Source organism: Paenibacillus sp. J2TS4 (genome assembly GCF_018403245.1).
Classification (GTDB): Bacteria; Bacillota; Bacilli; order Paenibacillales; family NBRC-103111; genus Paenibacillus_L.
The window spans coordinates 212,831-227,709 of the sequence record NZ_BOSH01000002.1 but is presented as its reverse complement, the minus strand read 5'-3'; the positions used below and the strand labels follow the sequence as shown (position 1 = coordinate 227,709).

12 protein-coding genes are annotated in these 14,879 nt (G+C 47.1%); 4 read left to right on the top strand and 8 right to left on the bottom strand.

Annotation, left to right across the window (positions count from 1 at the left end; genetic code table 11):
- Nucleotides 1–126 precede the first annotated feature (126 nt).
- From KJS69_RS05290 to KJS69_RS05280, 3 genes are all read right to left on the bottom strand, one after another.
- Nucleotides 127–960 (bottom strand): carbohydrate ABC transporter permease, encoded by an 834-nt coding sequence (locus KJS69_RS05290; RefSeq protein ID WP_213582296.1) that lies wholly within the window; start codon nt 958–960, stop codon nt 127–129.
- Complete coding sequence (locus tag KJS69_RS05285) at nt 953–1,831, bottom strand: carbohydrate ABC transporter permease (RefSeq protein ID WP_213582294.1); 879 nt, start codon at nt 1,829–1,831, stop codon at nt 953–955. The genes KJS69_RS05290 and KJS69_RS05285 overlap by 8 nt, the downstream gene beginning before the upstream one ends.
- 103 nt (nt 1,832–1,934) lie before the next feature.
- Nucleotides 1,935–3,278 carry an ABC transporter substrate-binding protein gene (locus KJS69_RS05280; RefSeq protein WP_213582292.1) on the bottom strand — a complete coding sequence of 448 codons (1,344 nt, stop codon included), beginning with the start codon at nt 3,276–3,278 and terminating at the stop codon, nt 1,935–1,937.
- 329 nt (nt 3,279–3,607) lie between these two features.
- On the opposite strand from KJS69_RS05280, the gene KJS69_RS05275 reads away from it, so the two are divergent.
- Nucleotides 3,608–4,585: a LacI family DNA-binding transcriptional regulator gene (locus KJS69_RS05275; RefSeq protein ID WP_213582290.1), complete on the top strand. Its 978-nt coding sequence runs from the start codon at nt 3,608–3,610 to the stop codon at nt 4,583–4,585.
- 125 nt (nt 4,586–4,710) lie between these two features.
- Here KJS69_RS05275 and KJS69_RS05270 read toward each other — a convergent pair whose 3' ends face one another.
- The 4 genes from KJS69_RS05270 to KJS69_RS05255 form a co-directional block, all read right to left on the bottom strand.
- Nucleotides 4,711–5,481: an IclR family transcriptional regulator gene (locus KJS69_RS05270; protein WP_213582288.1), complete on the bottom strand. Its 771-nt coding sequence runs from the start codon at nt 5,479–5,481 to the stop codon at nt 4,711–4,713.
- 148 nt (nt 5,482–5,629) lie between these two features.
- Entirely contained in the window at nt 5,630–6,892 is a 1,263-nt protein-coding gene (locus KJS69_RS05265) for a Gfo/Idh/MocA family protein (protein WP_213582286.1), read from the bottom strand.
- Between the two features lie 213 nt (nt 6,893–7,105).
- Nucleotides 7,106–8,326 carry a Gfo/Idh/MocA family protein gene (locus KJS69_RS05260; RefSeq protein ID WP_213582284.1) on the bottom strand — a complete coding sequence of 407 codons (1,221 nt, stop codon included), beginning with the start codon at nt 8,324–8,326 and terminating at the stop codon, nt 7,106–7,108.
- A gap of 628 nt (nt 8,327–8,954) precedes the next feature.
- Nucleotides 8,955–10,646 carry an alkaline phosphatase gene (locus KJS69_RS05255; RefSeq protein ID WP_249730379.1) on the bottom strand — a complete coding sequence of 564 codons (1,692 nt, stop codon included), beginning with the start codon at nt 10,644–10,646 and terminating at the stop codon, nt 8,955–8,957.
- A gap of 225 nt (nt 10,647–10,871) precedes the next feature.
- On the opposite strand from KJS69_RS05255, the gene KJS69_RS05250 reads away from it, so the two are divergent.
- Nucleotides 10,872–11,438: a TetR/AcrR family transcriptional regulator gene (locus KJS69_RS05250; RefSeq protein WP_213582282.1), complete on the top strand. Its 567-nt coding sequence runs from the start codon at nt 10,872–10,874 to the stop codon at nt 11,436–11,438.
- A 28-nt stretch (nt 11,439–11,466) separates the two neighbouring features.
- Nucleotides 11,467–12,492: a serine hydrolase domain-containing protein gene (locus KJS69_RS05245; RefSeq protein ID WP_213582280.1), complete on the top strand. Its 1,026-nt coding sequence runs from the start codon at nt 11,467–11,469 to the stop codon at nt 12,490–12,492.
- Between the two features lie 18 nt (nt 12,493–12,510).
- Here the strand turns inward: KJS69_RS05245 and KJS69_RS05240 are convergent, their stop codons facing one another.
- Nucleotides 12,511–13,539, bottom strand: a complete 1,029-nt coding sequence (locus KJS69_RS05240) for an alpha/beta fold hydrolase (protein WP_213582278.1) — start codon at nt 13,537–13,539, stop codon at nt 12,511–12,513.
- 205 nt (nt 13,540–13,744) lie between these two features.
- On the opposite strand from KJS69_RS05240, the gene KJS69_RS05235 reads away from it, so the two are divergent.
- Nucleotides 13,745–14,836 (top strand): serine hydrolase domain-containing protein, encoded by a 1,092-nt coding sequence (locus KJS69_RS05235; protein WP_213582276.1) that lies wholly within the window; start codon nt 13,745–13,747, stop codon nt 14,834–14,836.
- Nucleotides 14,837–14,879 lie beyond the last annotated feature (43 nt).

The window sequence follows — 14,879 nt, the reverse complement described above, 5'->3', positions numbered from 1 at the left end:
AACTGTCCCCTATTTGCGGGGAATGCAAAAAAACCGCCCAGGCACATCGCTAACTATGCTTGGGCGGTTTTATTCTGCGTATCGCTGGGCCGGCTTCTTCCCCTGAATATCTCCTATAACAAACCGCTATCCCTTTAACCCTGCTGTCGCTACTCCTTGAATAAAATGTCTTTGGGCTATTAAAAACACGACAATGACAGGCAGGGTAGTAATAACCGCACCCGCCATAATAATCGGCGTTTCGAAGGAGTTCAAGTTCGACCGCAGGAATAAAAGTCCGAGCGGCAGGGTATACAAATGCTTGCTTTGTAAATACAGCAACGGGCCGATCGTATTGCTCCATGCCCCGATAAAGGTAAATACAGCAAGAGCGGACAAGGCCGGCTTGGAGAGCGGAATATAAATCCGCCACAGCACTCCCCACGGTCTGTAGCCATCGATAAGCGCCGCTTCAAACAGCTCTCTGGGCAAGCTTTTAAAAAATTGATGCATCAAAAAAATACCGAAGGCACCACCTAGAAAGCTGGGCACGATTAGCGGAAAATAGGTGTCGAAAGCATTCAGATTTTTCCATATGAAATAAGTAGGAATCAAGGTCACCTGCGAGGGCAGAATCAAGGTGGAAATCATCGCCAAATAAATAGGCGTCTTAAGCTTGAACTGAAACATGGACAGGCCAAAGCCGACCATGGCGCAGGAGAGCAGCGTTCCGAACAAGTCTGCGACAACGACAATCGTACTGTTCAAAGTATAACGGGCAAAATTGACCTTGGTCCAGGCCGTCAAGTAGCTTTCCACCGAGATCGGATCCGGAATCCATTTGGGCGGCAGCTCCAACACTTTGGCCCCTGTTTTAAACGAGGTCGCGATCATCCAATAAAAGGGGACCAGCATCGTTATCGCTCCGAAGATAAGGACCAGATACAACAATATCATTTTCGCGCTGGTTGCTCTATTCATAATGAACCCACCTTTTTTCAAACGATCTCTGGATCAGCGTAATGCCAAGAATGACAAGGAACAACAACCAGGACATCGTTGAGGCCGGCCCCATTTTGAAGGTCATGAAAGCATCCCGATAGATCAGGATGTTCGTTGTGAGCAGCTGATCCTTCACCGTCCCCGGCGACTCCAGCATGACGAGAAAAACATCAAAGGCGTGAAAAGCCGCTATCGTCGATAAAATTACGACCATGTAAGCCATCGGCGACACCAATGGTATAACGATCCGGGTAAACATTTTCCACTTCGTCGCTCCGTCTATTTCCGCGGCTTCATACATTTCTTTAGAAATATTTTGCATCCCGGCCAACAACAAAATCATCGAAGAGCCGATCCCCTTCCATACGTTAGCGATTGCAATGCTGCCGATTACAATCCACCAGTGGGGATTATCCAAAAACTTGAAGGGGCCGAGCCCGATATAGCTCAGGATGAGATTAATCAGGCCGAAGTTGGAATCCAACAGCCATTTCCACACCAGACCTCCTGCGATCCAAGGAGTGACGACAGGCAAGAAATAGATAGCGCGAAACAAGCCTTTGGCCCGGATCGCCTGGTTTAATATATACGCTACAATTAAGGCAAAAAAAGTTTGCAGCGGCACAAAGATAAGCGCGAAATAAAAAATGTTGCGCAACGAATACCAGAAGGGGACGTCGCTAAATATTCTTTTCCAATTCGCCAGCCCAACCCATTTGGGAGGATTGAACATATCCCAAGATGTAAAGGACAGGTAGATGGAGTATACAAACGGATATGCGGAGAATACGAGAAAGCCGACAATGAAAGGAAGGGTCAAAATATATCCCCAATGATTGTATTTATGCATACTCATTGCTCCTATCGTTCTTAAGTTTCAATCGAACGAGCTGATCGAGAGTAATCAAGAAGGGGGAGCCCGGAGACTCCCCGCCAAGAAATAGGACAGCCGATTATTTATTTTCGTCTAACACTTTCTGAATTTTCTCCTGAATTTCTTTAGCGCCTTCTTCCGGCGTCTTGATCAGTTCATGGATTTCCTGAAAAATCGGTTGGGCTGCCAGGCGCCACTCTTGCCAGGAATGATTTTCGTCCAACGTCACACCGGACTCATTCACACCATCCACATAGGCGCTTTTGTTCTGCGGCCGGGTCGTCGTATCCTGCTTAAGCTGTTCTGTCGAGGATAATTTGATCGGAATGGCCGATCCGCTCTTCGCTATAATATCCTGCGCTTCTTCCCCCATATAGTATTTCAAAAACTCCCAAGCGGCCTCTTTCACTTCCGGCTTCGATTTGGAATAAATAAGCCAACTGTTGGTCACCAGCGGCATTACCCGATTCCCATCATATCCTATGGGCATCTTCGCCACGTCATAGTCCAGATCCGGGTATTTTTCGTTCATTTTTACCTGACTACTGTATTGCAGCATGTTCATGGCCAATTTATTATCGGCAAACATGGCATCGTGTCCACCGCCTGCTTTATAGTCGCTAACAGATGGAGCCAGGCCATCCTTGATCACGCCAGCCCATACTTCCAATGCTTGAATTGTCTTTGGATCGGTTACAATCGCTTTAGTCTTCGTTTCATCCAATATTCCACCTCCGTAAATTTTCGACCAAGGAAACCAACCCGTTGTGATGGAGGGAGCAACTCCGATTCCGAATACGTCATTCTTGCCATCGCCATTCGTATCCTTCGATAATTTCGCAGCGATGTCAAGCATTTCCTCGTACGTCCAGTCATCCGAAGGGAATGGAATATTGGCCTCTTCAAACATTTTTTTATTATACATAATCGTGGCCGGATTCAATCCGTGTGGAATTCCCCAGATCCCTTGAGGTGTTTCCGAAGCGAACAACAGAGGACTATAGTCCTCTTTCTTAATGTCTCGCTCGATGTAGGGTCTAAGATCTTCTGCCGCTCCGCGGTGGCCATAGCCAAGGATGACGGCATTTTCCTGAAACCATACGTCAGGGGGGTTGCCGGCGGCAACCTGAGCGGTGATTTTCTGGACAAAATCTCCCCAAGGGGATTCATCAATTTGCAGCTTGATATGTGAATTGGCCGCGGCGAATCCGTCAATAATCTCTTTCTGGGTCACGTCATAGCCTCCCGGCAGGCCAATTTTGAGCGTCACTTCCTTCGGCTTATCCTCTCCAGGCTTGGCACTGCTGTCCGGGCTAGGATTCGCGCCGCCCCCGTCACTGCCGCCATTCCCATTACCGCTATTACATGCTGCCAATGAAAACGCCATCATAAGACTTAAAATAAGGCCCGTTATTTTTTTCATCTTCCATCCTCCCCTATAATAGTTTAAAGCCTGTCATTCCTCACACGATTCAGTAATCGATTTCTTTTTTTAAGTAAAGAGATCGTTATTTACATCCTATTACACCCAATTATTTCCTGTCAATGAATTTATTTTTTATTTGTAAAATTTCTGCTTGGCTCGTGCAAAAATAAGCTCATCCTCCTTCCGCAAACATTTGTTATTGATCATCGAACATGTGATTACGCTTACAAACCTTGCAATAAAGAACAAGTTATTTTATTATGTAATTAATTATAGTAAACGTTTGCAATCTTTGCAATCCATTTTTACTCAAGGAGAAGACAAATGTGGTAACGATCAAAGATATTGCCAAAGTCGCCGGTGTTACCTTTGCAACCGTATCCCGGGCATTGAACAACGAGCCGGGCGTGAATGCGAATACCCGCAAGAGGATTATGGAGATCGCCCGTGAGATGAATTATGTGCCTAATTTAGCCGCGAGAAGACTGACCGATCGCAAGTCCAAGTCGATTGGCTTTATTTGGCCTCAGCAAAAAGGGCTGTTTTTTTACCATCTATGCAATGAGCTTCAAATGGAAGCCGTTAAGCGAGGCTACTCTATTCTCGCCGCTTTCACTGAGCCGGATCATGCCATCCGGATGCTTAACCAGCATTTTGTCGATCGAATTCTGTTCTGGGCCGGGCCGGAATGGGTCCCTACTCTCGATTTCTACAAATCCAAGGAACAGCTGCAAGGGCAGCTGCTCATTCTCGGGGGCGGCAGCCTGGAGGGAGCCCATCGAATTGCGATTGATCGCAAAGGCGGAATTATGAAGGCTGTTCATCATTTGGCTGATTTGGGTCATAAGCATATTGGATTTGTCGGTGTGGAATCTGATAAATTGATCGGCTTCACTCTGGGGTTGCTGGAGTATCATCTGGAATACAACTCCAATTCGATTATAATCACTAAGAATGAACACCCGTTCCCGGAGGACCAAGTATTGGCCCTGCTCAGCAAGGATAGTCCGGATCGCCCCTCTGCTTTTATCGTGGACAGTCAAGGGATGCTGTTCCAGTTCATTCGGGTCATTCGCAGGCAGCAGCTCAAAATTCCGGATGATCTCTCTCTTATCGTATATGACAGTATCCCCGAGATGGAGCAGCTTCTCGATACTCCTCTATCGACGGTTGGTCCCAATGTCCATGAACTGGTGATGAAATCGCTGGATATCTTGACAGATGACCGTGCGGATGAAACAGATCCAATGGATGTGTTGATCGAACCGGAACTGATCATAAGAGACTCGGTCAGGCCCTTGTAGCCTCTGTCCAGCGTAACCAAATAAGTAAAAGCCGGGCGAGAGCCCGGCTTCATCTGCATTTATGCTTTATAAATACACTTCCAGTAAGTGATCAAAAGGGGACTTTTTGAACAACCTCTAATAGTTTATTGCTGTTGAAACACTCTATAGGTTAACTCATTACAAGCCTGCCGAATGATTTCATGCAGCTTCCTCCGCACTCCCTCTGTCATTCTGACCTCCGGAATCGAAATGCTGACGGCTGCTGCCACTTGATGCTCATGATCCCAGACCGGTCCGGCGATACAGTGTACCCCTTCCACCGTCTCTCCTTCGTTATAGCCAAATCCCTGCTCGCGCACAAGCTTCAGCTCTTGGAGCAGGCTGGAAAAAGAGCGAATGGTCTTGGCTGTGACCGGCTCCAATTCCTGCTGCGGATATAGCGCAAGCAGTTCCTCTTCATCCAAATAAGCGAGAAACACTTTCCCCGAGGCCGTCGCATGCAAGGGCAAGGTTCCTCCCAGATTAGGAGTGTATCTAAGCGGACGCGTGCTTACCTTCTCCGCGATATAAAGCAGTTGATCGTCTCTTCGTATCGCTAAAGAGACGGTTTCGTTAACATCATGAATAATCCTCTCCGCCAGCTGATAAAATTCACTGGTTAAACTCGTCCCCTGCATATAGCGCGAGCGGATCATAAACAGTTTATACCCGATTCTGAATCGCTTGCCCGACTTCTCCTCCTCCAGATAACCTCTATCCACCATGTTCTGAATAAGTTGGTAAGTGCTGCTGGGAGGCATGTTTAAGCTTCTCGAGATTTCCGTTAAGTTATAATGATCCTGTTCCCCGGTAAATAGCTCGAGTATATCCAATACACGGTCCGCAGATTTGACCTTAGGCTTCTGCACGGTCATCGTTTAATCCACCCTTTATCTATAAAAATAATTCATATATATGAATCGTTAGATGGATTATACCTTACTTTAAAGCCTCTGTCACATCGTTAGCTTCAAGGACACTGTACTTAGTATGGAAGCTAAAGTTCACTTCTTGTTCTGCACATTAATGCCCCACCGCTTTCCTTCTAACCTCTTCCATGTATTCCTGCAACGATACAGTCTTGCCTGATATTCTGGACTGTTCTGAAGCAAAGGCGATCATATGACTTTCAGCAGATTGCAGTGCTGAGGTTTCCCCTGTATTCGCTCCTTGGCTCACGAGCTGGACAAACTCTTTCATTAACCGGTGGTCCCCTCCGCCATGTCCGCTTTCGGCCACTTCCGGGACGATGACCTCCTTTCTCCCCGAGAAAGATTTGATCTCAAGCCGATTGTTTTTAAAATCTCCTTCTATTTCTCCTTCCGTCCCCTTGATGTTAAACGTTCGATTCCCTTCGACAGAGAAAGCGACCATAGTAAAGGAGACCGTCGTTTCATTGCGAAATCTCATATTGACGACCTGATGATCTACTACATTATTATCACAGTGATAGACGCACCGCCCGTAAATCCCTTCCTCCAATCCCTTCTTCCTCGCTTCCAATGTCGGCTCGAGGCTGACCATATATTGAGGCCAATGTTCGCGCTCGTTGTAGTACAGCTTGAGCGCCGAATAGGGGCACGAGCTCTCGACAGCGCACCCCTCGATACATCGTTCGGTCGATCCCTCCGGCGCATTTTCCGGCTTAAAATGAGTAAGCCCTCCAAAGGAAGAAACCTGCTCACACGGCTCGCCAACCAGCCAGCGGATCAGATCCGTGTCATGGCATGATTTGGCCAAGATCATCGGGCTCGACTGATCGGAATTTCTCCAATTCCCTCTAACATAGCTGTGTGCCTGATGCCAGTAGGCGACATGCTCGGTCCATTGGATATTTATGATCCGGCCAATTCTATGCTCGTTGATTAATTGTTTTAATGCTCTGAAAAACGGCGTGTATCGCAGTACGTGTCCAATTAATAGCAGCCTGCGTCTTTTTCTCGCTTCTTCCGCCATTAACCATACTTCCTCCGGGCGAGGAGACATCGGTTTTTCTAACAAAATGTGATAGCCTTGCTGCAGCCCTTGCATCGTGGGAGCAAAATGGAGCTCATCCGCTGTGCAAATTAACAAGGCTTCGCAGAGCTGAGGCTGTTCCAGCATTTGCTCCCATGAAGCATACTGGCGTTCGGGCGGGATTTGATGCTGGCTGGCAAAAAGCTCCCGCTTCTGTTCATCGGGCTCCGCTACCGCGACAAACTTGATTTCTCTTGGATTTTTCAAGGCATAGGGTCCATAGCTGGTTCTTCCTCTCGCCCCAGCTCCAATTAAAGCAGCGTGTATCATCTTTCTCCTCCCACGTAAATGTTATTTACTTTCCTGACCTGCAGCCAAAAGTCGGTCAAAAGAATCACAAACGCAGTCCTTTATCCTGGTAATCGATTACTACAGCAGGTTTAAGCTAACTAAGCATTAGGAGCAGCCTGTAGAAAGCTGTATCCAACATTTTCTGGTCTTCCGCCACACCACGCAATATCAGCCAAAGCAGCGAAGATGAGATTACCCTAGGCCCTTCATTTGCTGCTGGATGGAGAAAGGTTTCCCTTCTGCGATCGACCGATTGGCCGAAGCGCCGATCATGACGGACATTGCCCCTGCCCATGAGCCCGCTTGCTGCTCCAACGGGTCCGGTATCGGTTCATTGAACAGTCTCTGATGCAATCGCTGATCTCCGCCTCCGTGGACTCCCTCCGCTTTGGGCATCGTGTAGGTCAGCAGCTCTCCGCCTAAATTATATAGTCGTATGCTTTGATGAGAAGCGTTCGCTTCCGGGCCTCTGGAATACTCCTGTGTCTCCAGTCTCCCCTTCGTGCCGACAAAGCTGGCCTTCCAGCCTTCAACCGGATTATAGGCGGTCAAAGAATAAGTTAACAGAGCGCCTTGTCTATATTTAACGTTGACGGACATCGTATCATAGATGTCAACATCATCGCCGAATATGCACTGATCCCGATAGTAGCCGTCCATAGATTCCGCATCATAATAAAAGGATTTGTTGAAATCGTTTGCTGTTACATCAAAATAAAACTCACACGTCGACTTGTAATCGCATGTAAGACAACGCCTGCCCCGTTCTTCTCTGGTCGGTCCATAGACGCGAGTCGCACCATGAGCGAACACCAGATCCGGTTCATCCTCCAGCCACCAGTTCACCATGTCAAAATGATGCGTTGATTTATGGACAAGCAAGCCTCCGCTCTTCTCCATCCTGCGATGCCATCTGCGGAAATAATCGGCTCCGTGATCGCGGTCCAGGAACCATTCCAAATGTACGCTCTGAATGTCTCCGATAACCCCTTCCCTAAGCAATTCCTTAATGCGGACAACGTAGGGCATGAAGCGACAATTGAAAGTAACAATGACTTTCTTGCCGGTTCTTTGTTCCGCTTCCAGAATCGACCGGCATTTCTCCGCATCGGTCGTCATCGGCTTCTCGGATATGGCGTCACATCCTGCTTCCAGTGCCCGAATAATATATTCATGATGCAAATGATCGGGAGTCGTAATAATGACAGCATCGGGCTGAATTTCCGTGATCATCTGATCGAAATCCGTATAGACCGGTGCATTCCCGCACTCCCTGCTCATTTGTTCCGCACGGCGAATATTGACATCACAAATCGCAGCTAATTGAGCCACATCCTGGAATTCAGTGGTTATCGGCCGGGCAAACATATGCAGCGCTCTCACACCCGCACCGACAATAACATACTTTTTCATGTTCTCTCCCCTTCCCGGAAACCTCCTAGTAATCGATTTCTTTTTCTGATAGTAACACATTATCCCAGCTTTGTCATCCACGAAAAGACTATGGAAGCGACGATGAAAGTGATGATGGGAAAACTATGGAGGTGACCATGAAAGAAATTCCTGTCGGATTCCTCCAAGGATGAGCCACTGCGTTTAGAGGAACTATCGCTTTTCTGCCCCAAACCACTCTCTTCCCTGTTACATAACACCTTGGTTCCCCTCAAGACTGCGTGCCCGTTTGAGAAGCACAGAACGACATGCAGAAGTACATGTCAATTCGCAAGAACCGGGGAAATATCGAAGAAGACATACAAAAGTACATGTCATTTCCCGCTAAAATCCAAAAATCGGCCAAATGGCTAAATTCACCTGCACAATGGCTTGTCTTTAGCTCTTTCAGATCAAAATCTCCAAAAGACCTGTAGTTTTGCAGGTAAACGACTCTTTTTTCGCAAGAAAAAAACAATAGACCTTGCTGCAAGCGCAAGGCCTATGAGTCACTGATTGGTTACGATTATAACGATTGTAGCAATATGTCATCATTCATCGCTGATGTTCTCATTCCGTCCGTCAAAATGTTTATGTCTGGGCAAACCTATTAATTATTTCTTCTGTCTTCCAGCCGCTGCATAAATTGCTCTCCGTTCTTAAACAGCTCCACGTCCATCAGATAGGAGAGAATTCGGGGAAGATCGGTGTTGTCAATCAGGCCGACGAACTCATTGGCCCCTTTACCATAAGCGTACAGCGGCACTTCTTCACCAGTATGATGGCGGGTGCCCCAGCTGATCAGCGCGTGAGCGGACAGAACCGTGCCCGCTTCGTTGGCCAGAGCGCTGTCACTCTCCCAATTCACGCTGGTGAAGGCTTGAAGATCCGCGTCGGTCAGCTCAAATCCGATAATCGGTTCCACCGTCTTGCGACCGTCGACGAAATAAGCTTTGGTTTCCTCCGGCTTGTCTTTCACCGTTCCTATTCCAACCTCAAGTCCGATGAAATCCGCTATAGTCCGAACATCGACAAAGGCCGTTCCGTCCTCCACAAAGTAGGCTCCGTCCACTGTATGGCCTCCGTAGACTATCGTCTCTTTAGCCAGATTCATGGTGAACTTGACACCTTGAACGGCAACCTCAACTGTGGAAGCCTGCTCGTTATACATGACTTCTCCCTCGAGCCCGGCGATAAGTTCCCTTACCGGCACATAGTAACTGCCGTTCAACGGTTTCGCACCATGAAGCGGGATGGCGGCAGCTTTATCCTTCAGCGCATCTCTTATCGCATTGGCACTGCCTGTCGCCTTCTTCAGGACGGCGATGTTTTCCTTATATCCTCCGGGCGTATTGCCTATGTTGATCCCGCCCGTCTCGTGATCGCCCACTACGACAACAAGTGTATTCTTATCCTTCTTGGCGAATTCCAGCGCTACATCGACGGCCTTTTCAAAGGCAAGCATATCGTGGATAAGCGCCACCGGATCATTCGCATGGCCCGCCCAGTCAATTTGGCTGCCTTCCACCATCAGGAAGAACCCATTATCCTTCTTGCTCAGGACATCGACAGCCAGCCGGGTCATCTCTGCAAGACTGGGCACATTCTCCTTATCCCGGTCAATCTCGTATTTCAAGTCGCTCATCGCGAACAAGCCCAGCACTTTATTCGACTTCACCTGGCTAATTTCCTTCCGGTTAGTTATGTAGTCATATCCACCGGCTTTGGCCTCGGCCACCAGATCGCGCTCCGGCTGCTTGCCGCCATCTTTCTCCAATAAGAACATGTCTCTGCCGCCGCCAAGAATAACATCTACATTCCCTATATACTCACGCGCCAGGGCGACTTCATTCCCGCGGCTCGGATCATGAGAAGTAAAAACAGCGGGAGTCGCATGAGTGATCCGCGAAGTGGCGACCAAACCCGTTGCCTTGCCTTTTCCTCTGGCCGCATCTAATATCGAATCCGGCTCTTTCCCCTCTGGAGTGACCGAGATCATCCCGTTATTCGTTTTGTAGCCTGTCGCCATAGCTGTTCCAGCTGCGGCTGAGTCGGTAATATTCGTGTCGGCCGAATAAGTTTTCATCAACCCTTTGACATACCGTTCGAAGGAAAGCTCTTCCCCCTTGAAGATTCGGGCGGCGGTCATGTAGCCGATTCCCATTCCGTCCGGAATGAGCAGGATGACATTGCGGGCACTGCCCTTCGCTTCAGCCCCAGCAACCGTTGTCATGCTGCCGAAGAGAACAACAACGGCCATAACTAAGGCGGCGGTCTGTCTTATAATACGATGGATGATCAATTAAATCCCTCCTATTCATCAATTATTATCAGCATAAATAACGAATGTAAACGCGGTGTCATGGAATGTTTAATCTATCGTTAAGATCACATATCTAGCCATGTCATCACAAATTAGTTCTCAGTAAATTTAACTATGGCCATGAACATATATCAACGATATAATCATATATATCTAATGTTATACATCAAGTGTTCTATATTGAGATGAAAGGAGGATTTAACGATGGCTCCCAGGAAGAAATTTTCCAAACAAGATATTATCGACGCTGCTTTCGATATTGCGAAGGTCGAGGGAATCGATTCGATCACGATTAGAAAAGTGGCCGAGAAGCTAGGCAGCTCCATTGCTCCCATTTACGTCAACTTCACCGATGTCGAGGAGCTAATCGAGGAGGTCGTGCTTAGAACGCTGGAGGTTTCTAGACAATTGTTAGACGAACAGGATTCCGGAGATCCGTTTCGCGACATCGGCATCGCGAGTCTTCGGTTCGCGAAGGAGTACAGTGTGCTGTTCAGGGATTTGGTCATGAAGAACAACGCTCATATGAAGTACAACGAAGAACATGTAAACATCGTCATTGAGCACATGAAGAAGGATCCATTGCTGGAGAGTCTTCCTGACGGGGAATTGAAGATGATTTTGCTAAAGATGCAGATCTTCCAAATTGGTCTATCGGTGATGGTGGCGAACGGATTGCTGCCAGACGGCCTTAGTGAGAAGAATATGATGGATATGCTGAATAGTGCCGCGGAGGATGTCGTGACAACCGCCCGTTTACGCCACAAATAAAATGTCCTTAAAGTGAGGAGCTTTTACGATGAGCCAGCCCTTGACCCAATCGCTACTTGATGAGCTTACGTCGAAGGCCGCAACGAAAAAAAACATTCATGGCGCAGTGCTATGTGTGGAAAAAGGAGACGGCACGTTATCTTTGGTTAGCGGTGCCGGAAATATAAAAGCGGACGATTTGTATTTTCTCGCAAGCGTCACTAAATTGTACATGACTACGGTCATGTTAAGTTTAAGGGCCGAAAACCGTTTGCAACTGGAGGATAAAATAAGCCAGTATCTTCCCGATGAGGTCATAAGCGGACTACATGTATTCAAGGGGAACGATTATTCACACGAAATTACTATCAAACAGCTTATGTCCAATACTTCCGGATTACCCGATTACTTCTCGGGTCGTGTCATCACCGAGCTGCTCAGCGGCAAAGACCAGGCATGGCCTTTGAATAGAACGCTGACGGCAGTCAAACAGATGAAACCCAAATTCATTCCAGGGCAAAAAGGAAAGGCCCAATACTGCGATACCAATTATCAGCTTCTGGGAGCCATTATCGAAGCCATTACCGGCCAAAGCCTTAAGGCCGTATTTAAGCGATATATTTTTGACAAGCTCCAACTGGAAAAAACGTATGTATTCAAAGAGGTTAGCGATACACGTCCGGTCCCGATCTATTACAAATCCAAAGCGCTTCACTTGCCCCTCTACATGGCTTCAATTGCACCGGAAGGAGGAATGGTTTCCACGGCGAAAGAAGCGATGATCTTTCTCAAAGCCTTTTTCAACGGACATTTCTTCTCGCGGCGGGAGCTTTCCGAGCTCCAGATCTGGAATCTCCTCTTTGGTCCGGGAACCTTTTATTACGGAATTGGAATATCCAGACAACCGTTGTCCTTATTCGGCATGAACAAAGGATTGCTCGGACATTGGGGCCATACCGGTGCTTTTGCGTTCCATTATCCGGAGAAGGATCTTTATTTTACAGGTACGGTTAATCAATTTACAGGCCATTATACAGCCGTGCAATTAATGAGAAAAATAATTAATTTATTTTAATTGAGCAATAAGTCCATTCTAGGTTCGCTTCTCGTCATGGAGTAAAATCTGTGAAGCGATCTTCTTCATCCACTCTATAAAATTTGCCGGCTCTTCGAAGCAGGCCAGATGGCCGGAATGCTCGAACAGGATCAATTCTTTATAAGGCGCCTCCAGCTTCTGATAGTACTCTTCACATAGATCGTGGACAATTCGATCGTGACGGCCGACGATAAAATAGACGGGAATGCTCAACCTCGGAATTTGGGAGGGTAAATGACAGCGGGTAAATTCAGCCCACAGATGGTTCACTGAAAATTCAAAGCTCTTCATAAACCGGAACCGTTCCCTCCAGGTCAGATGAGAGCTGAGCAAGCTGTGAATATTAATACGCAGGGCGTTCTGTTGATAGGTGACTCCGCCAAACTTGGTCAACCACGCACGCTGTTTAGCCAAATGCTTCATGCTTTTGTATACGCCTTTCTCGATAAACTCAATGCTTTGCAGTTGCTGCAGCGCTTTGTGATTTCCGGTTTGCCGGGCTTTATCCAGAGTAAATTGATAGGAGCGTTGTTCTTCCTCCCGACGGTGTACGGGTTGATTAATGCCGATATAAGCGTGTAGAAACTCAGGGTGCTTATGAGCAAAAACCATCCCCAGATAAGCTCCCCAGGAGTGCCCTGCCATAAACACTTTCTTACCATCAAACCTTTGCCGAAGATAAACCATCAGCTCATGGAGATCTGTAGTAAGCTGCTCCACGTTCATACTTTCCGGTGGAATGGCGCTGGAATAAGATTTACCGGCTCCCCGCTGGTCCCAATTGACGACAACGAAAGACTCTTCCAGCGGAGACAGAAATTTGTGTTGAGTTCCGACCTGCGAGGCACCCGGTCCACCATGCAGAAAAAGCAGCACCGGATGATCGCGGGAATGAGCCCGTATCGTAATCCACTGTTCTGCTCCGCCGAGTATCAGCTTCTCAAGAACCGATAGACTGTCAGGCTTAACGTTGCCATTGTGGTCCTTAATCGGTCGAATATATCCTCCACTCCATAGCTTAAGCATCGATTTTCCCCCTATATAATTACCTATTTATACTCACCTATTTATACTCACCACTATAACTCTATGTGTTGGGTAGAATATTATGGCGCCATTCTAGAGGGAGATTAGGGTGACACCGAACTGAAAATAATTCAAAAGGCAGCGCTCCTGAAACATATGATGGGATAAGGCACAGTTCATTCTGGATTAATGAGGAGGGATTTTATTGAGAGTAGATGATCTGCAAAGTAGAATTGAAAAAAAACTGGCGGCAAAAACAGCTTCTGATCCAAAGCTTCATAATGTTTATTTATTAATCCATTCGGATAAGCTGGATCTCCACTGGCCTATGGCCGCAGGACAAACGGATGGGGTGGCCGCCGATCCACAGCAACCCTACCATACGGCTAGCGTGGGAAAAACCTTTACTTCTGTAATGCTGGCTATATTAGTAGAAAAAGGACTCGCCAGGTTTGATGATCCTATCGCCAACTATTTACCTGCAGATATGGTTAAAGATCTTCACATTTATAAAGGAAAAGAGTACACCTTCGACATTCAGATCCGGCATTTATTAAGCCATACATCGGGACTGCCCGACTATTTTGAGGATAAACCTAAGCGGGGCAAAGGATTACTGCATCAGATTCTGGACAATCCTTCCCGTTTTTGGACACCGCAAGAAACGATCCAATGGTCCAAGAAGCACTTAACCCCCCGCTTTCCTCCCGGTAAAGGTGTACATTATACAGACACAGGGTACAATCTGTTAGGGCTAATTATTGAAACGATTACGGCAAAGCCCTATCATGAAGTACTTCATGATTATATTTTTAACCCTTTGCAGATGAAGCACTCTTATTTATCCCAATATTCCCAGCCTGCCATAAAAAGCGAACATCCAGTAGCTCATATCTATATGGATGAGTTAAAAATACACGTGGATGACTACCGCAGCTTTAGCAGCTTTTATTCCGGCGGTCAGACCGTATGCACGCTAGAGGATCAATTAATCTTCATGAAAGCGTTGGTTAATCATCAGATTATTCAAAAGGAAACCTTGGACATTATGAAGCAATGGAACAAAATGTGGCTAGGAATGGATTATGGCTATGGACTGATGAGGACGCATTTTATTCCTTTCGCCCAGAAATATATAGGATGGGGACATTTTGGCGCGAGCGGCACCTGCATGCTTTACTTCCCCAATCTGGAAGTATATATTGTAGGAGGTTTCAATCAAACCGCTTATCGCTCCAAAAGCATGAACTTTATCTTTATTAACGTGCTGCGTAAATTAGCAAAGACTTGTAGTTAAGATCTCCGTCTGCAGCCGTGATCTCGGTTTATTGCTACCTTGC